Annotated in this window: 17 protein-coding genes and 1 pseudogene; 8 read left to right on the top strand and 10 right to left on the bottom strand. The window is 42.9% G+C overall.

Annotated elements, in window-relative coordinates; genetic code table 11:
- Nucleotides 1-173 precede the first annotated feature (173 nt).
- The 3 genes from devC to RMZ41_RS06870 all read left to right on the top strand — a co-directional run bounded on the left by devC (nucleotide 174) and on the right by RMZ41_RS06870 (nucleotide 3,921).
- Nucleotides 174-1,349 carry an ABC transporter permease DevC gene (devC, locus tag RMZ41_RS06880; protein ID WP_322640211.1) on the top strand — a complete coding sequence of 392 codons (1,176 nt, stop codon included), beginning with the start codon at nucleotides 174-176 and terminating at the stop codon, nucleotides 1,347-1,349.
- A 66-nt stretch (nucleotides 1,350-1,415) separates the two neighbouring features.
- Nucleotides 1,416-2,114 (top strand): DevA family ABC transporter ATP-binding protein, encoded by a 699-nt coding sequence (locus RMZ41_RS06875; RefSeq protein WP_322640212.1) that lies wholly within the window; start codon nucleotides 1,416-1,418, stop codon nucleotides 2,112-2,114.
- A gap of 277 nt (nucleotides 2,115-2,391) precedes the next feature.
- Nucleotides 2,392-3,921 carry a YifB family Mg chelatase-like AAA ATPase gene (locus RMZ41_RS06870; protein ID WP_322640213.1) on the top strand — a complete coding sequence of 510 codons (1,530 nt, stop codon included), beginning with the start codon at nucleotides 2,392-2,394 and terminating at the stop codon, nucleotides 3,919-3,921.
- 153 nt (nucleotides 3,922-4,074) lie between these two features.
- On the opposite strand, the gene rpiA is transcribed toward RMZ41_RS06870, so the two are convergent.
- Nucleotides 4,075-4,782 carry a ribose-5-phosphate isomerase RpiA gene (gene rpiA, locus RMZ41_RS06865; RefSeq protein ID WP_322640214.1) on the bottom strand — a complete coding sequence of 236 codons (708 nt, stop codon included), beginning with the start codon at nucleotides 4,780-4,782 and terminating at the stop codon, nucleotides 4,075-4,077.
- 191 nt (nucleotides 4,783-4,973) lie between these two features.
- On the opposite strand from rpiA, the gene RMZ41_RS06860 reads away from it, so the two are divergent.
- Together RMZ41_RS06860 and RMZ41_RS06855 are read left to right on the top strand one after the other, a co-directional pair.
- Nucleotides 4,974-5,450 carry a hypothetical protein gene (locus RMZ41_RS06860; RefSeq protein ID WP_322640215.1) on the top strand — a complete coding sequence of 159 codons (477 nt, stop codon included), beginning with the start codon at nucleotides 4,974-4,976 and terminating at the stop codon, nucleotides 5,448-5,450.
- A gap of 146 nt (nucleotides 5,451-5,596) precedes the next feature.
- Nucleotides 5,597-6,271: an S-layer homology domain-containing protein gene (locus RMZ41_RS06855; RefSeq protein WP_322640216.1), complete on the top strand. Its 675-nt coding sequence runs from the start codon at nucleotides 5,597-5,599 to the stop codon at nucleotides 6,269-6,271.
- Nucleotides 6,272-6,441: 170 nt separating this feature from the next.
- Here the strand turns inward: RMZ41_RS06855 and RMZ41_RS06850 are convergent, their stop codons facing one another.
- Nucleotides 6,442-7,710 (bottom strand): hypothetical protein, encoded by a 1,269-nt coding sequence (locus RMZ41_RS06850; protein WP_322640217.1) that lies wholly within the window; start codon nucleotides 7,708-7,710, stop codon nucleotides 6,442-6,444.
- 430 nt (nucleotides 7,711-8,140) lie between these two features.
- Here RMZ41_RS06850 and RMZ41_RS06845 point away from each other — a divergent pair, with 430 nt between their 5' ends.
- Nucleotides 8,141-8,758 (top strand): CBS domain-containing protein, encoded by a 618-nt coding sequence (locus tag RMZ41_RS06845; RefSeq protein ID WP_322640218.1) that lies wholly within the window; start codon nucleotides 8,141-8,143, stop codon nucleotides 8,756-8,758.
- Between the two features lie 124 nt (nucleotides 8,759-8,882).
- Here RMZ41_RS06845 and RMZ41_RS06840 read toward each other — a convergent pair whose 3' ends face one another.
- The 7 genes and pseudogenes from RMZ41_RS06840 to RMZ41_RS06810 form a co-directional block, all read right to left on the bottom strand.
- Entirely contained in the window at nucleotides 8,883-9,998 is a 1,116-nt protein-coding gene (locus RMZ41_RS06840) for an LptF/LptG family permease (protein WP_322640219.1), read from the bottom strand.
- Nucleotides 9,999-10,329: 331 nt separating this feature from the next.
- Nucleotides 10,330-11,058 carry an LPS export ABC transporter ATP-binding protein gene (lptB, locus tag RMZ41_RS06835; RefSeq protein ID WP_322640220.1) on the bottom strand — a complete coding sequence of 243 codons (729 nt, stop codon included), beginning with the start codon at nucleotides 11,056-11,058 and terminating at the stop codon, nucleotides 10,330-10,332.
- 30 nt (nucleotides 11,059-11,088) lie between these two features.
- Nucleotides 11,089-11,586, bottom strand: coding sequence for an LptA/OstA family protein (locus RMZ41_RS06830; RefSeq protein ID WP_322640221.1), 498 nt, complete (start codon nucleotides 11,584-11,586; stop codon nucleotides 11,089-11,091).
- Nucleotides 11,587-11,844: 258 nt separating this feature from the next.
- A complete protein-coding gene (locus RMZ41_RS06825) occupies nucleotides 11,845-12,237 on the bottom strand; it encodes a DUF309 domain-containing protein (RefSeq protein WP_322640222.1) in 393 nt (130 codons plus the stop codon).
- The gene (locus tag RMZ41_RS06820) at nucleotides 12,234-12,599 is read right to left on the bottom strand and encodes a ferredoxin thioredoxin reductase catalytic beta subunit (protein ID WP_322640326.1); all 366 of its coding nucleotides are present in this window, start codon (nucleotides 12,597-12,599) and stop codon (nucleotides 12,234-12,236) included. Before RMZ41_RS06820 ends, RMZ41_RS06825 begins: the two co-directional genes overlap by 4 nt.
- Before the next feature lie 281 nt (nucleotides 12,600-12,880).
- Entirely contained in the window at nucleotides 12,881-14,044 is a 1,164-nt protein-coding gene (locus RMZ41_RS06815) for a DUF58 domain-containing protein (protein ID WP_322640223.1), read from the bottom strand.
- 106 nt (nucleotides 14,045-14,150) lie between these two features.
- Nucleotides 14,151-14,306: pseudogene (locus RMZ41_RS06810) on the bottom strand (Uma2 family endonuclease); the annotation flags it as partial.
- On the opposite strand from RMZ41_RS06810, the gene RMZ41_RS06805 reads away from it, so the two are divergent.
- Nucleotides 14,283-14,447 (top strand): tetratricopeptide repeat protein, encoded by a 165-nt coding sequence (locus tag RMZ41_RS06805; protein WP_322640224.1) that lies wholly within the window; start codon nucleotides 14,283-14,285, stop codon nucleotides 14,445-14,447. The pseudogene RMZ41_RS06810 and the gene RMZ41_RS06805 sit on opposite strands and share 24 nt — an antisense overlap.
- 91 nt (nucleotides 14,448-14,538) lie before the next feature.
- Here RMZ41_RS06805 and RMZ41_RS06800 read toward each other — a convergent pair whose 3' ends face one another.
- Complete coding sequence (locus RMZ41_RS06800) at nucleotides 14,539-14,811, bottom strand: GlsB/YeaQ/YmgE family stress response membrane protein (RefSeq protein ID WP_322640225.1); 273 nt, start codon at nucleotides 14,809-14,811, stop codon at nucleotides 14,539-14,541.
- Nucleotides 14,812-15,380: 569 nt separating this feature from the next.
- Here RMZ41_RS06800 and RMZ41_RS06795 point away from each other — a divergent pair.
- Nucleotides 15,381-17,927: a CHAT domain-containing protein gene (locus RMZ41_RS06795; protein WP_322640226.1), complete on the top strand. Its 2,547-nt coding sequence runs from the start codon at nucleotides 15,381-15,383 to the stop codon at nucleotides 17,925-17,927.
- Nucleotides 17,928-18,187: the final 260 nt, after the last annotated feature.

The following is an 18,187-nucleotide window of genomic DNA, read 5'->3' as shown; positions in this document are numbered from 1 at the left end:
CCCTTGTCCCCCTGCCCCCTGCCCCCTGCTCCCTGCCCCCTGCCCCCTGCTCCCCTGCCCCCTGCCCCCTGCCCCCCTGCTCCCTGCCCCCTGCCCCCTACTCCCTGCCCCCTGCCCCCTGCCCCCTGCCCCCTGCCCCCTGCCCCCTACTCCCTCTACTCCCTCTACTCCCTATGATGGAATTCATCAAACAACTACGGCAGCGAACCCCTCTAGGATGGCTGCAACTGAGTCATGAAAAAGGTCGTCTTTTAGTGGCATTGTCAGGTATTGCCTTTGCCGATGTTCTAATGTTCATGCAGCTTGGGTTTCAGACTGCCCTGTTTGAAAGTAATACAATGCTGCATCGCAGTATGCAGGCTGATATGTTTATCATCAGTCCCCAAGCGCGTAACTTAGCAAATATGTCTAACTTTACGCGGCGACGGCTGTATCAAGCAATGGATGTGCCAGGTGTAAAGTCAGCAGAAGGAATGTATATCAACATTATTGATTGGAAAAATCCCCAAACACATAAAAAGACAACAATATTAGTTATGGGGTTCAATCCCGATCGCCAAATGTTTAACTTACCGGATGTGAATCGCCAGTTAAATGCTGTGAAGCTACCAGATACCGTTCTCTTCGATCGCGCCTCTAGAGGAGCTTATAATGAAGCGATCGCCAACATTGATCAAGGTAAAACTGTCACAACCGAAATAGAACGCCGGACAATTACCGTTAGCGGCTTATTTACAGTCGGGGCTTCCTTCATCGCAGATGGTACTTTGATCACCAGCGACCAGAACTTTTTGCGATTATTTCCCAGACAAGAAGCCAGTGGTGTTAGTCTCGGTTTAGTGCAGTTGCAACCAGGCACTGACCCAAAACAGATGAAAGCAGCTTTAGAAGCTCATTTAGATAATGATGTCAAAGTTTTAACCCAAGCAGAATTTATCGAATTTGAAATAAATTACTGGAAAACAAATACTGCCATCGGATTTATTTTCAGCCTTGGTGTAGGAATGGGGTTTATGGTAGGCGTGATTATCGTCTATCAGGTTCTTTCTACAGATGTGAATTCTCACATGAAAGAATACGCCACCTTCAAAGCAATGGGGTATAACAATCTCTACTTATTAGGTGTGGTATTTGAAGAGGCGATAATTTTGGCAATCTTGGGCTTTATCCCTGGAGCGATCGCACCTTTAGGACTTTATCATTTAACTCGTAATGCTACTAATTTGCCACTTTACATGACCGTAGCACGAGCTTTGACGGTATTAACGCTGACCATGACTATGTGTATAATTTCAGGTGCGATCGCCACCCGTAAATTACAGTCTGCCGACCCCGCAGATATGTTTTAGGAATTGGGAATTGGGAATGATAATGATTAATGATTCCCAATTTAAAATTTAAAATCTAAAATTCTTATGCCTCCTGTTATCTCTGTTAAAAATCTCGATCATTACTTTGGTTCTGGTCAACTTCGCAAGCAAGTTCTCTTTGATATCAACCTGGATATTAACGCTGGCGAAATTATTATTATGACTGGGCCTTCTGGTTCTGGGAAAACTACACTTCTTACCTTAGCAGGCGGCTTGCGTTCTGCTCAATCGGGCAGTTTGCAGATATTGGAACAAGAACTTTGTGGTGCTAGTACAAGACAACTTACCCAAGTGCGACGCAATAACGGTTATATTTTCCAAGCCCACAACTTGCACGGTAGCTTGACAGTACTCCAGAACGTCAGAATGGGCTTGGAAGTGCATAATAATATTTCGCCCGCAGAGATGAAAAGCCGTTCAGCGCAAATGTTAGAGGAGGTAGGATTAGGGCATCGGCTGAATTATTATCCTGATGATTTATCTGGGGGACAAAAACAAAGAGTTGCGATCGCTCGTGCGTTGGTTGGTCGTCCTAAAATTGTCTTAGCAGATGAACCCACCGCCGCCCTTGATAGTAAATCTGGACGAGATGTGGTTAATCTCATGCAGACGCTAGCTAAAGAACAACATTGCACCATTCTCTTGGTGACTCATGACAACCGCATTCTAGATATTGCCGATCGTATCGTCTATATGGAAGATGGCAAATTAGTAAACGATCGCGCTGCTATTGCAACCAGTTAGGCTAGTTTTCCCAAGATATTTTATGACAACGCTTTTCAAATAATTGAACTACACTACTCCCAATACTGCTCGGGTAAAGCATTTTTAACTCGGAATTTGATTTGGGGAAAAGGTTAAAGGTTTTTTCTTTCCCTTTTCCCCAAAATCCGACAAGTATTGACACTACTCCCCATTCCCAATTCCCAATTTTTATCGAAAAATCGTCCCTGTAATTTCACCAATGCCAATCTCCCCAAACATCTGCTAGAGATTTGAAAGGTTTACTGTTATATAAGCAATGCTTGCTAGAGTCTGGAGTGCATCAATTGTGGGCATCGATGCCGTCAAAGTAGGCGTAGAAGTCGATGTCTCAGGGGGATTACCGGGAATTGTTGTCTTGGGACTGCCAGATTCAGCGATTCAAGAATCAAGGGAAAGGGTCAAAGCAACGCTGAAAAATGCCGGTTTTGCCTTTCCTATGCGAAAAATTGTGATCAATTTAACTCCGGCAGATTTACGCAAAGAAGGCCCCTGTTTCGATTTACCTATTAGTGTGGGAATTTTGGCGGCTTCTGAGCAAGTTAGCGCTGATTTGTTGGGGGATTATCTATTCTTGGGTGAAGTCTCTCTAGATGGCAGCTTGCGCCCTGTGGCTGGTGTTTTACCGATCGCAGCAGCAGCCCAACAAATGGGAATTGCAGGTTTAGTTCTCCCTGCTGATAATGCCCAAGAAGCGGCGGTAGTAAAAGACTTGGCTGTTTTCGCCTGCAAACATCTGTCTGATGTGGTGGATCTTTTAAAGAATCCAGGGCGTTACAAACCTGTACAAATGGATAGTACAGGAGGCATAAAAACAGTATCATACCCTAGTGCAGATTTACATGATGTGAAAGGACAAGCTCATGCGCGTCGGGCTTTAGAAATTGCTGCTGCTGGTGGACATAATTTAATCTTTGTCGGGCCGCCTGGTAGTGGGAAAACCATGTTAGCAAGGTGTTTACCTGGAATTTTACCGCCTCTGAGTTTTGCCGAATCTCTGGAAGTGACTCGCATCCATTCGGTGGCTGGTTTATTGAAAAATCGCGGTTCGTTGGTACGCGATCGCCCTTTTCGCAGTCCGCACCACTCGGCATCCGGGCCTTCTCTCGTTGGTGGTGGTAGCTTCCCTCGTCCTGGCGAAATCTCATTATCTCACAATGGGATCTTATTTTTGGATGAATTGACAGAATTTAAACGTGATGTTTTAGAATTTCTGCGTCAGCCTTTAGAAGATGGCTACGTCACAATTTCTCGTACTAAACTATCAGTAACGTTTCCCGCGCAGTTTACTTTGGTGGCGAGTACCAATCCCTGTCCTTGCGGTTATTATGGCGATACCATTCAACAATGTACTTGTTCTCCCCGCCAACGCGAGCAATATTGGGCAAAACTTTCTGGGCCGTTGATGGATCGAATTGATTTACAAGTTGCGGTGAATCGCTTGAAACCAGAAGAAATTACCCAACAACCTACGGGAGAAGCATCAATATCAGTGCTACAGCGAGTGCAACAAGCAAGCGATCGCGCCATTACCCGTTTTCAAGGAGAAGCAAATCTGCGTTGCAATGCCCAAATGCAAAGTCGTCATCTTCAAAAATGGTGCAAGCTAGATGATGGTAGCCGCAATTTATTAGAAGTAGCCATTAGAAAATTAGGTTTATCAGCCAGAGCTAGCGATCGCATTCTCAAAGTAGCACGAACGATTGCAGATTTAGCGGGAGACGATGAGCTAAAAACTAGTCATCTGGCGGAAGCGATTCAATATCGCACAATTGACAGAATGCAATAGCAATCTTGGGCATTGCTGATTGATGGGATGAGTTTCAATACTACTCGGGTTTTGGATTTTGAACTCAGAATTGGGTTTGGGGAAAAGGTTATATCATGATTTAATTTTGGATTTTAGATTTCAAAGACATCTAAAATCCAAAATCTATAACTTTTACAGTTGGCGCACTAATGGCTGACCATCTTTGACTTCACCAATCAAAACTAAATCGACACAGTTAACAAAAATCCCATTTTCTAGAACACCGGGAATGTTATTCAATGTCTTTTCTAGGCTGACTGGATCTTCGATAGAGTCAAATCTGACATCTAAGACAAAGTTACCTTGGTCAGTAATTACTGGGCCAGCTTTTTTTACACCCATGCGGAGTTCTGGTTTACCACCAAGTTTTTTAATAGCATTGGTAACAGGAGTAATCGCCATTGGAATTACTTCTACGGGTACTGCGAAACTAGAACCTAAGCGGTCTACTAATTTACCACTATCTACAACGACGATAAACTGTTCTGCAAGGTAATCTACGACTTTTTCGCGGGTATGTGCTGCACCACCGCCTTTAATCAAATTCTTCTGCGGATCGACTTCATCTGCCCCATCAATGGCAATATCGATGTGGTCAATAGCATCTAAGGTGGCGAGAGGAACCCCGTACTGCTTCGCCAGTACTTCTGACTGAAAGGAGGTAGGTATACCAATGATATCTTTGAGTTCACCAGTTTTTAGGCGATCGCCTAAAAACTGAATTGTATATGCTGTAGTTGACCCCGTACCCAACCCAACGATGGAACCTGATTTTACCAGGGCGGCGGCGGCTTTGCCAACTTCTTGCTTCATCAACTTTACGGGATCTGTTGCTGTCATTCCCAAAACTCCTGAAAAACTGACTATAGTCCATAGTAGTGGGCAGATAACCTCAAAAGATGAAAGCTAAAAAACAAGTTTTTCCTAATTTCTACTTCCTTTATTAGAAATTTATCAAAAATAAAACATCTTAGTGTCCGGGACAGAGGAGATAACTCATGTAAAATATTGTATATTAATATACTAACGTTATGAAAACCACCCAGCAGACTGCTCTTACCTTTGAAAAACTTTTCGCTGAGATTGACCCAAAAGTAGCAAATACCTTCACTGTGGAGCAATTAGAAGCCCTAAAAAAGGGTTTTAGCTCTCGTGCTTGGACTCGTCATTCTTTAGACATAAGAGTTTCAGTGCCAATTCCCGGATTAAGGTTTTATCTAGTGTTGCTAGCAGGTTCAGAACGTCGTTCTAAAATGCGTTTACGCTCTGAAAAAGCTTTATATCCTTTTTGGACTCCTGTAAATATTTTGTTCATCATAGGTTTTCTAAGCATTCTCTCGGTTTCTAGCTATACTATATTTTCTTTTATATTGTCTTCACTTACTCCCCTATCTAGCAATTACCCGACTTCAATTCCTTGGATTTACGATAAATCAGAATGTGAACACACTGGTAGAATCTGGCGCGATCAGAAATGCTGGGATTCTGAACACAGTCCTAATTTTTAAAGCTACACTCTACGTAGCTACGCAACATTGCCCAGCCTAAATTCGTCACTAGCTAAGTTACAGGTTATTAAAAACACCAAGTTTTGCGTTAACCTCAGTAACGTAGTTTTTAAAATTCTCGTTAGCGGCTAAAAGTGGTTATGGTAATGCGTCAGCTTTCAATTACTCTATCTTTAATGGCAATATTACAAAATTTGCCAGCAATTGCTCAAGGGACAGAAACCACTTCTGGAATCCCATCCGATTCCATTCAACAAGTAATTGCTGCTAAATGGATGACAAACTTTTCTGATGGCAAGTTTTATCCAGAAAGGTTACTGAGTCGGGCCGAATTAGCATCAATTATGGTAAAAGCATTTCGGCTTGATAAAAGACAAGCTGTGAGTAAAGAAAATTTAGTTATTCCAGATGTTCCTCGTTCTTATTGGGCATTTAATGATATACAAATAGTCTTAAAAACTGACATCATGAAAGGTTATCGCGGCAATGAATTTTTTCCTAATCAAAAAGTGACAAAAGCGGAGGCTCTGGCTATTTTCGCTCAGGCTTATGGTGTATTTCAGTTTCCCGATCAGGCTGTGAATGAGATTCTGGCTTCACATCCCGATGAAAAGTCTATCCCAACTTGGGCTAGAAAAGCGATCGCTACAGTCGCTACTGAGGGATTTCTCAATACAGATGCTCAAGGCAATATTTCTCCATTAAAACCCGTTACCCGTGGAGATATGGCTTATGTATTAAGTAAATATTTACAACGACAACAGCAACAACCCGAAACACCAGAAGTTCCAATTATCCCAAATAGCCCACAATCACCTTAAGTAGGTCGGCGTAAATAATTATTGTTGGGATAAGGCAGGGGGCAGGGGGCAGGGAGCAGGGAGCAGGGGGAGAAAGATTTTGAGCCTTGTTTACTTTCCTTCACACAGTTTGGTTTTATTGTGTTGACTTACTTAGCTAGAATTTATCCAGTTAAGCGACCTGCTGACAATCAATTTTGACCAGGACTTCTATACTTGTCTCGAAGCTGGCGAAGATATAAGGAATTAGACTGTGTTGGTTGCTGCTGCACATAATTCCCATAATTAGATTGTGATGGTTGCGTCGGCTGCTGCAAGCCATAACTTCCATAATTAGATTGTGGTGGTTGCATCGGCTGCTGCAAGCCATAATTCCCATTTATAGGGGCGATAACGCCTTGATTGGGGATCTGGCTAGAGTAAGGTGAAATATTAGTTGGTGCAGTAGAGGTGACTGGGGGCGCTACTGGTGCTACATTAGGCAATACTTGACCGTTATTTAAATTATTGTAGGGATTATTATTGTAGGGATTTTGTGGTAAGTTCGTACCCGGTGAAGTATAACCTGTACTGGTATTTAACCCACTATTAGGTAATAACTGACCGTTGTTTAAATTATTAGAGGGATTTTGCTGCAAGTTTGTACCCGTTGACGTGTTGTAGCCCGTTCCCGGAGTTAAACCAGTAACTGGTAAAGAATTCTGACTTGTTAAGCTGTTGATAGGCGGTATTAACGTTGTTTTTGAGTCAGAAACTTGGCCTAGAGCATTTGGCACAGTTGCACTACCATTGAAACTAGACAACTTCTGATTTGTCGATTGGTTGAGTGCTGCTTGCAGAGGGTTGATGGAGACAGAATTTTGATTTTTGTTGGTTTGATTGGTGAATCCAATTCCCAGACTGGAAGATGTTTGTTCCTCGCCTGTTGATTCAGAGGGCGCATTTAAGGTCTTGAAACCGAGAAACTGATTATTGTTATCACCCCCCCCAGTCCGCAACAAATTTTCTGTTTGTACAACGAAGGGATTTTTTACAGTTGAGGAAGTGTCGCCACTAACGCCTAAAGCCGGATTTAATTTGGCATCGTTAGTAGACTTTTGTTTATTAACTACATCCTCTAAGAAGCTTTGATTCTCAGTATCCTTTGCCTTTTCATTGGGAGTATTTGCCGTTAGTGAAAGACTTGCTTGCTCAAAGTCATTAAACAAAACCGGTAAGTTATCAATATCTGCTGCGATCGCTCTGTTTTCTTCTGAAAGTGAAGAATCAGCAGGCTTTTGGGAGGCAACTTGTTTTTTTTGCTTATAAACGAAAATGTCTGGATTTGACCAGTATTCCCAAGTTACTAGCCCTAGTACAGATAAAAAAATTGCAGTTACCCAAAAACTAGGTCGTCCTAGATTCAATAATCTGGCTTTGAGATAGCGTAAGTAAGCGGGAGGATAATCACGATGTGACATGGGATTCGTAATTGAAATTTACTCAGAATTAGGGAAATTTTACGGGATTTGAAGATTTTGCTGTTTAATGCTTTTACTTTCCTCAACAGGAAATATCTCAACTGAACTTGGATAGTAATTTCATCCTAACTTCTCTATCAGTTATTAGTCATTACCAATAGACATGTAGTAGTCAAAAATTTACTTTTTAGTGGCTGGAGTCCTTTGGCAAGATTTTCTAGAAAGTTATGACAATTTATGGTTAGTTTTTGGGTATTGGTCACATTGGATAACATCACGAGTTGACAGTTGCTTTAAGTTTATTGTTGTAGCTGGACAAAAGTTCGACTTTTTTACTTTCTAGTTAGCAAACTGTACGCTGCAATACTTCGATACATACGCCTCTGAGGGCGCTGTGCCGCACCCTACTATTTACCAGGAGACTACAGCAATGATGAAAGCTGAAGAGATCATGACCAAAAACGTAGTTACCATTCGCGGTTCGGCGACTGTTGCTGAAGCAGTGGGGCTGATGAAGGAAAAAAAATTGCGGGCGCTAGTTGTAGATATTCGCCATGAAAATGATGCTTATGGTATTGTCACAGAAACGGATATTGTCTATAAAGTAACAGCCTACGGTAAAGATCCAAATCAAGTGCGGGTTTACGAGATTATGAGCAAGCCCTGCATAGTCGTAAATCCTGATTTGGGTGTGGAATATGTAGCGCGGTTATTCGCTAACACTGGTATTCATCGCGCACCTGTGATTCAAGGCAAGCTGTTAGGCATCATCTCAATTACCGACATTTTGACCAAAAGCGACTTTGTGGAAGCCCCAAAAGCGCTACTGCTGGAGGAGAGAATTCAAAAAGCAATTGAACAGTCTCGCGCTATTTGCACCGAACAAGGTGCTTATTCTAAAGCCTGTGCAGCCGCTTGGGATGAGGTAGAAGAACTTCAGGCAGAAGCTGCTCATCAGAAAGCTGAGGGTATGGTATCAGCCAAAGTCTCTTTTGAAGAATACTGTAAGGAAAACCCGAATGCACCGGAATGCCGAAATTTAAAGTAGGGAATTGGGCAGGGGGCAGGGGGCAGGGGGCAGGGGGGGCAGGGAGACAAGAATAATAACTATACTCAATTCCCAATTCCCAATTCCCAATTCCCAATGCCCAATGCCCAATTCCCAATGCCCTTTAGCGTTTGGCAACTCGTATCAATAAGAATAGACCTATTCCCAAAAAAAGAAAGTTGGGCAACCAAGCTCCCATAAAGGGAGAGAGGGCACCTGTTTGGGCGATCGCACCAGTAATGAAGAAAATTAAGTAGTAGGAAAAAATAACTATAACGCTAATCCCAAAACTGGTACCTCGTCCAGTTCTCTGGGGGATGCTTCCCATTGCTGCACCAACTAAGCCAAAAACAACGCATACAAAGGGTAAGGAGATTTTTTGTTGAATTCGCACTTCGAGTTTACGAATTTTTTGGCGATCGCCACCAAGATATTCTACTTGTAGTTGATCTAGTGATTCAGCAATATTCATCTCGCCATAGTCTCGGCTTTTTTCTGCCAGACTTAATGGTGTGCGTGGTAGTTGCAGTTGTTGGTGTTCAAATCTGACGATGTTGCGGTAGGAGCGATCGGCAGCAACAAAATAGATCGTACCGTTGTAAAAATCCCAGATATTTTGAGAAGGATTCCACTCAGCAGATTCTGACACCACAATTTGATTCAGATTTTTTGTTGAACGGTCTATAATCGTCAAACCTTTCATCCGCTTACCATCAAATTGGTCAGCGTAAAATAAGCGTGACAATATCCTATTTTTAGAACCATCCGGCTGGGTAACATCCTGGTATTCAGGATAGAAAATATTTTGCTGTTTAAAAGTTGGCTTATCTGATTTGAGAGCTTTATCCAAAGTCATCGTCGCTTGGTAATTTGCTGCTGGTGCAATTTGTTCGTTAAACACAAATGTCATTCCTGTAACCACAAGACTTAACATGACAGCAGTTAGCACTATGCGATAGACGCTGACCCCACAACCACGCAGAGCAATAAGTTCGCTCTCGCTAGAAAGACGGCTGTAGGTCATCAAAGTAGCCAGCAGCGTAGACATGGGGAAGGCTAGAACAATAAAGTTGGGAAACTTTAGCAAAAAAACTTGAATGGCAATGTCTATCGGTAGCCCAGATTCTACGATTTTTCTGACTAGATCAAATACAGCATCAATGGTGACACCAAGTGATGAAAAAGCTCCGACACCAAAGAAAAACGGCGCTATCAATTCGCTGGTAAGATAACGATCCATGATCGTAAAAGGTAGCAGCGAATATAGGTTGTAGAAAGACGGGAAGTTCTTTGAGATCATAAGCAATTTAAATTTGGCAGCCCTGGTGGAGGTAAGAGATAAGAGGTAGAAGGCAGGGGGCAGGAGGAAGAAGTAAAATAGCCCTCATATTTTGTGTTGAAGTCTAAGTTCTTTACCTTACTTAATTACAAACTGCTGTATCTGCTGTATTTAGAATCAAAGTTTAATTTTTAATGGTCGAGAAAGCAGAATCAAATAAATTAATAAATTGATAATTAAAATTAGATATAAAAATATCCTTTGAAAAATTATTAACGAAATAATTGTTAATTTAGACTTGAAAATTATCTCCTAAATAATATTGCCGGACTAAGGGATTGCTGTAGAGTTCGTCAGCGCCGCCAAAAGCAAGAATTTGTCCTTCGCGCATGATGTAGGCGCGATCGGTGATGGCAAGGGTTTCGCGGACATTATGATCTGTAATTAAGATTCCCATGCCGCGATCGCGCAGTTGTGCGACAATGTGCTGAATTTCTGAAACTGCGATCGGATCGACTCCCGCAAATGGTTCATCCAAAAGTAAAAATTTTGGCCCTTCTACTCCAGCAGCTAAAGACCTCGCTAATTCCGTGCGCCGTCGTTCACCACCAGAAAGTTGAATTCCTTTACTATTGGCTAATTTTTCCAACCGAAACTCCCGCAGTAAAGTATTGAGTCGTCTTGACCATTCTCGTCGTGGCACTTTTGTTTGCTCTAGCACCAACAGAATATTATCCTGTACCGAGAGTTGGCGGAAAACACTCGGTTCTTGTGCGAGATAGCCAATACCCAATCGCGCCCTTTTGTGCATTGGCATTGCCGTAACGTCCAGATTACCCAACCAAACTTTTCCTTGATTGGGCTTTTCTAAACCTGTGGCAATGTAAAAAGTCGTCGTTTTACCAGCCCCATTGGGGCCTAGTAAACCAACGATTTCGCCCTGACCAACAGAAAGATTAACCCGATTGACAATTACTCGCTTGCCGTAAGATTTGTGAATATTCTCTAAAACAATTTTCACGCTGGAAGCACCCTTTCTTGGTGGTAAATGCTAGTTAGAAGGCTTCAAAGGTGTCTGTGGGACAGTTGGGGCAGGTGTCGCGGTTTGTCCTTGTGATTCCTCAACCATGTAGATAGACTCTACCTGACGGTTAGATTGAGGTAAAGCAACAAATCGCCCTTCATCAATTAAATACGTTACTTTCTCTGCTCGGATACTGTTACCACCCTGTTGCAAAATATATACGTTGCCACTGAAATCAATTCGGCGTTCCTTACTAAAGTACTGTGCTTGGGCAGATGTTGCCTGAAGTTGACGAGAAGGATACAACATTTGCACGTTACCGCGAGCAGTGATTACTTGATTTTTAGCGTCATATTCTTGCACATCAGCGCGGATAGTCAGAGGGCGATTGTCTTTAGATGTTTGTGCAGTAGCGGTTTGCAGTTGGGTAGGGAAGGCAAAAGCGCCCAAGAGTGCAACTGGTAGCATTAAAGCTAATCCAAAGCGACGGAACTGTGACATGGGCAATTGATAGCAGGGCATCATAGGAATTAGGGATTTGGGATTTCAGCTTGCATTCTAATTATCTCAAGTACTTTATCCAGATTATGAATATAAAATCTGGAGTGGTTTCCGATAACTACTGGCTGAAATAGTGACGCTACCCCTAACCTCAAGGTTTCAGGTAATTAGCATCTGAGTGAAAATGGCGTAGGCACAATACCCTGCGCGAAGCCGCTTTGTGTCTACATGAATTGTGCCTACCAAAAATTTCAGACAACGCATAATTAATTTAGCAGATGTCTAATCAGTAGACAGGACAATTTTAGGCAAAGACAGGACTTGATTTTCACCCAGATCGCCAGATGTAATTTTATCTGGCCCTATTTGTTGTAATGTCGTCAACAATGCTGCACTTTGACTCAATAGCTCATCTACATCAACGCCACTGTAACTAGATGGGTAACGCCGTAGGCGATTGCCGCCTTCTCCCAGTAGAATAACCGCACCTCGCCAGTTCCGATTCTCCAAATGATACAGCGCTACAGAAATTTGGAGAATGCCTTGATAAAAGGTTTTTTCTGGTTCGCTGGCTTCAATCCACAAAGCCTCTAAAGTGTCATGACAGGCATAGAACTGACCAGAGTTGAACTGTTCTACGCCTTGCCAAAACTCTTGGGGGATGATTTCGTTCATCCCATACTGTCTCGTACTTCTTTAATTGTTTCCAGAGAGATATCTTGTTTGTCTCCAGCAAACTCGTTGTCAGGGGTGAGGAACAACATACAATGGCACTCTTTGCGTTCTCTCATTGGCACACAGGGACAATTCCAATAGGTGGCATGGACTTCAGCCTCTTTATCTTCATAATGGCGACAGGGACATAAAGGCGCACCTAGTTCGTCTTTATGTTTGGCTAGCCCTTCAATCACAACTGCGGTAACAGAAGGTTCAGAACAGAAGTATGTTCCAGTCCGCTTGGCGTATTGTTCGGAAAAATGCCGCATTGCCTCTAGGCTTCTATCGCTGGATTTTGTGTTATGTTCTGATGTGATCATGTCGCTCATAATTTAAATATTTCTTTGCATTGTACCTCAGTCGCACTATAGGATTACTGGGTGGATTTCCCCAACCTTACCCGCCCAGATTGTTTTATCTTTGCTCAAAAGCTGATATGTCTGGTGTGCTGGGATCAAATAAAAGTTTAACTTGAATGGGAATGGGGAATGGGGAAGAAGCAAGGGGGCAGGGGGCAGGGGGCAGGGGAAAAAGGAAGTAATAGTAATTTTAATTCTTCTCCTTGCCCAATTCCCAATGCCCAATGCCCAATTCATGCAATTTATAATAAGTGTAATGTTTTTTGTAGCTGGGGTTGCAGAGGGCGATCGCTTTGTACAAAAAGACCAGGATGATCCCGATTGATTATCTCTTGTTCAGGTGATGAAGAAATATTTTGCCACAAAACCCAGCGACTACCTTGAGGAAGAGTAGCAAGGCTCAAAGGATTTTGAGTCAGCCAAATCAAGGGATAAATTTTAGGAACTACTGAACTGGCATCTTCTTGGGCTATGGTTGCTGCTAAAGTTTCTAGAACAAAGCGATCGCCTTTGATTAAATCTGTTGATGCTGTCCATAGTTGCACCTGTAATTGCTGCTGGTGTGCGTAAAAGTACAGCGAAGCTGCGGCAATTACTGCTTGTTCAAAGTTTTCTTCTTCCCAATTGCTAGCGCTGTCAAGGGCAATAACTATTTCTTGTCCACCTGTTACCATTTCTAATTCCCGCACCCTTAATTCCCCATAACGGGCGCTAGTCCGCCAGTGAATGAGACGGGTGGGATCTCCAAGACGATAAGGACGGAGCGATCGCACCAGTCCCGTTGTCGCTGTCTGCAATGGTCTACCACGAGGATCGCCCCTTTTACTCTCTTCTTGCCCCATTTCGTCTACTAAGGGGCAAGTAGCCAAGGGTAACACTGTCGGATAGACAATTGCTTTAGCAGCACAATCACGCTGACGGCGACACCAAAATAATCCTAAAGGCGCACCAGAACCTAGTTCCACTATGTGCCAGCGATAAACACCCCGGCGCTGGGTAGGGTAGTAATATACCCAACGGTAACTACCTTGGCTAGGAATTGTTTCGATTGCTTTTTGTACTGGTTTCCCTAAAACGAAGGGTAGTATGTCCTCAACTTGCAATAAGCTGACAGGCTGCTGTGTCTGATTGCGGATTTCTAATTCCACCGTTAGATCGTCGCCTGCTGACACAGGTTGAATGGGACGGCGAGTGATAGATAGATTTGTGAGCGATCGCGGCGGTAAGATAGCTGCTACACCCAAAAGGGCAAAACTGATGCCGCTAATGGCGTACAGCCAACCAGCCATCGTATTGATACCTGCTCCAAAAAAACAAATAGCCGTTACTGCTAGCACCCAACCGCCATAAGTAGGGGCACAAGCGCGGGTTTCTAACCAATTGGTGATGGGTTTGATAATTTTCATGTTTCTTTTTTAACCCAATACCACCCAAAATTCACAGTGTCTCAGGGGTTGTGCCTGATGTTCTTATTGAAACACTCATTACTCATTACTCATGTGTCTCAGGGATTGAGTCAGAAATTTCAATCACTAAAAAAATATCTTCAGGATAAAGATGATGGGCGAGATAATCTTCATCTTTACCGCGTGCGATCGCCACATCTGCTTCAGGTTCGCTTTGATTTGGCAAAGTAATCGGATCTTGTCCACGAATGACGGCGCGATCGCTTCTTTAAAAGAAGAAATCAAAGACCGTCAAGGTAAGGGTAAGGCTCTGGATAATCTGGGATTTGCTTACAGTCGCCTTGGAGATTACAAAAAAGCTATTGATACCAACAAAATAATATTAGCGCCTACCTATATTTAGGTAGGCGCTATTGTTTTATTTCAATTCAGGGATAAAATATAGTGAAATAGGTTCCCTGATTTTTACTATTAATTAATTCCAATTTAATTGATTACACAGCACTGCTACGATTTAGCAAGTTCCACAAGAAAACTGCGACAATTGCACCGAGAACTGCTACTGCAATACCAGGAATGCTCAAAGTTGGAGCCGCTAGAGCGAATGTTCCTGTACTGAAAAATACACCCAAGCTACCACCAATAAAAGCACCAATGATTCCTAATACAATTGTTGCTAAGATTCCGCCGCCTTGATGACCAGGGTAGATAGCCTTTGCAATAGCACCAGCAATTAGACCTAAAACAATCCAAGCAAGAATATTCATTGGTTTAATTTGATAAACGTTTTTAACCTACAAATACACAATAGCAATCCAAACATTGACATTCAATCTACCAGTAGAATCAACTAGTAATCACCTTGAGGATGAATGTCATTACTTCTCGTGATGAAGCATTCTAATTCCAATGGATAATTAATTAAAAAAAGCTCCTATAGGACTACTATTTGATTTTTGAAAAGATACGTAGGTGTGAGCGCAAAGAGTACGGCACCAAAGCCTCAAGAGAATGGCGCGTTACGGCTTACGCCTAACACACCCTACAAATACTTAGATTTTTCAGAAATCAAATATGATTCCTATAGTAGGGGCTTGTTAATTCATTGCTTGATAGTTGCAGTATCTATGTTTCTAATGATTTATCTCATCTACTTTAAGATTGGGTTGAAAACTGCCCATTAGCATCGAAATGCCAATGGCGAATGATTTTATCCCGAAAAGCGATCGCTCAACAAATACTGAGCAGTGGAAGCTTAGACTGATAGATTACATGATTAGTTGGGCAATATTTAAGTGAGTGCTGTGACTCTCCTTAAAGCTATTAGTAGTTATTTATGCCTTTCCTAATCAAACAACGTCGATGGCTATATATCAATCTGAGTATATTGAGTTTATGTTTGGCAGTAACTATTACACCTACTACATCTGTGCAAGTATCGGCATCTACCCCGAATGTGAATGCTTCAGTATCCACTAACCAGATAGAACAGGGACGAAACCTCTACCGTTCAGGACGCTTTGCGGAAGCCGTGATGGTTTGGCGAACGGCAGCACAACAGTACCATACTCAAGGCGATCGCCAGAACGAAGCCCTTAGCTTAAGCTACCTTTCACTGGCACAACAGGAACTTAACCAATGGAAAGCAGCCGAAGAGTCGATTGAGCAAAGCTTGAAACTGTTGCAAACTATTCCCTCTGCTGATGCAATTCTCTGGGCGCAGGTACTCAATACCCAAGCAAATTTACAATTGCACAATGGTAAAGCCGAAATTGCCCTTGAAAATTGGCAACAAGCTCAAAAATATTATGAGCAAGCAGGCGACAAAATAGGTAGCTTGGGTAGTCAAATTAACCAGGCACAAGCTTTACAAAGTTTGGGATTTTATCGTCGTTCTAAACAGCAGTTGGAGACACTGAATCAAAATTTAGGATCAATGCCAGATTCAGAAATTAAAGTTATTGGGCTGCGATCGCTTGGTTTTGCCCTGCTGATGATTGGCGATGGCAAGAGTCAACAGGTGTTGGAGCAAAGTTTGGCGATCGCTCGTAAAATTGAAGCTACATCTCAATTAAGCCCCATTTTACTAAGCTTAGGAAAAACTGCCGCAGACTTAAAAGATCCAGAGGCGGCGTTAAATTACTTTGAACAGGCAGAACAGTTAACTACAAATCCAAGCGATCGCTTACAGGCACGTTTAGCTAAGTTTAAGCTTTTTCTCGCCTACGACAAGCCTGAGTTGGCTACCCCACTCGCACCTCAATTACTACAACAACTTGGAGAACTAACTCCAAGCCACACCTCTCTCTACGCAGCAATCAATTTTGTTGCTTCACTGAATCGGCAGTCAAATTTTAACCAAATCATACCACTCAAAGACCTGGCGCAACTGATGGCAGCCACAGTCAAGTCTGCCCAACAGATCCAAGATGCTCAAGCAGAAGCTTATGCACTGCATCAGTGGGGAAAACTCTATCGTCAGACACAGCAGTTGTCACAAGCACAGAAGTTAACTCAGAAATCCCTCCAAATTGCGCGTCAACTCCAATCTGAGGATATCATTGCTCAATCTGCTTGGCAGGTGGGACAGTTGTATAAAGAACAAGGCGATCGCCCAGAAGCGATCGCTGCTTATACTGAAGCAGTCAAAGCTTTAAAGTCAATCAGGGGAGATTTAGTTTCCGTTAACCCCGATGTTCAGTTCTCCTTCCGTGAAAGTGTGGAGCCTGTTTACCGAGAACTTGTAGGTTTACTCCTAGATCAACAACCTACTCAAGCAGAACTGATAAAAGCTCGTGACTTGATAGAGGCACTGCAAGTTGCAGAACTCGATAACTTTTTTCGGGAAGCTTGTTTAGATATATCTCAGCAGATTGACCAAATTGACCCCAATGCAACCGTTGTTTATCCAATTATCTTGCCAGATCGCCTAGCAGTAATCCTTTCCAAAACCGGACAACCGTTGCGTTATTATGCGACAAAAAAATCTCAAACTGATATTGAACAAACTCTAGAAAAATTATTAGTTGGCTTCAATCCTGTCTCCGATTCTAAAGAGCGCGATCGCTTGTCTCAAGAAATTTATAGTTGGTTAATTCGTCCTGCCGAAATGGATGGAGCTTTCAAGGATACCCAAACACTAGTATTTGTTTTAGATGGTCGATTACGTAATATTCCTATATCAGCTTTATATGACGGTAAGCAATATTTGATTGAGAAGTATGCTGTTGCTCTTTCACCGGGAATGCAATTGATGAGTGCGCGATCGCTAAAGCAAAACAAAATTAATGCGATCGTCGGCGGTATCAGCCAATCTCGTAATGGCTTCAGTGCTTTGCCTGCTGTGGAATTAGAAGTTAAGCAAATCTCGAAGGCAGTCCGATCTTCGATGTTGCTCAACCAGCAATTCACTAGTCAAGCCCTTGCCGATCGCGTCAAATCTAGTAGCGCTGATGTTGTCCATCTGGCAACCCACGGACAGTTTAGCTCGCGCCTTGAAGATACCTTCCTACTGACTTGGGATGGAGAAGTCAACGTTAAGGAATTATCAGAACTTCTCAAGAATCGGGGTGGCGAGTCATCGAAAGCAATTGAGTTACTAGTACTGAGTGCTTGCGATACGGCAGCAGGCGACGATCGCGCCGCTCTTGGACTAGCAGGCTTGGCTGTCAAATCTGGTGCCCGCTCAACCATTGCCACTCTTTGGCCTGTCAAAGATAAAGCAGCCGAGATGCTGATGACGCGCTTCTACGACCAATTGCGACAGCCCAAAATCACTAAAGCCGAAGCACTGCGACAAGCCCAAATCGACTTAATTCGCCAAACAGATTTCAACGATCCTTTCTTTTGGTCTGCCTTTGTTTTGGTTGGTAACTGGTTATGAAGGAGGCGGGAGGCAGGCAATACTTGTCGGGTTTTGGGGAAAAGGGGAAGGTGGGGCCCCCTCTGGGGATAAGGGGCAGGGGAAAGGGGAAAGAAAAAACCTTTAACCTTATTCCCCAAACCCAATGCCGAGTTAAAAATGCACAAAGCGAGCAGTATTGGGGAGGCAGGAGATTGATATTTATTCTTTGCTCTCAACTTTATCTAATTCAAAGCCCCAAATCTCCGATTTAGTAAGAGATTTAAACTACAAGCTTCGCT

The organism is Nostoc sp. DedVER02, from assembly GCF_034530675.2.
Lineage (GTDB): Bacteria > Cyanobacteriota > Cyanobacteriia > Cyanobacteriales > Nostocaceae > Nostoc.
Note: the sequence above shows the minus strand (reverse complement) of the source record. Positions and strands in the feature narration are given on the sequence as shown.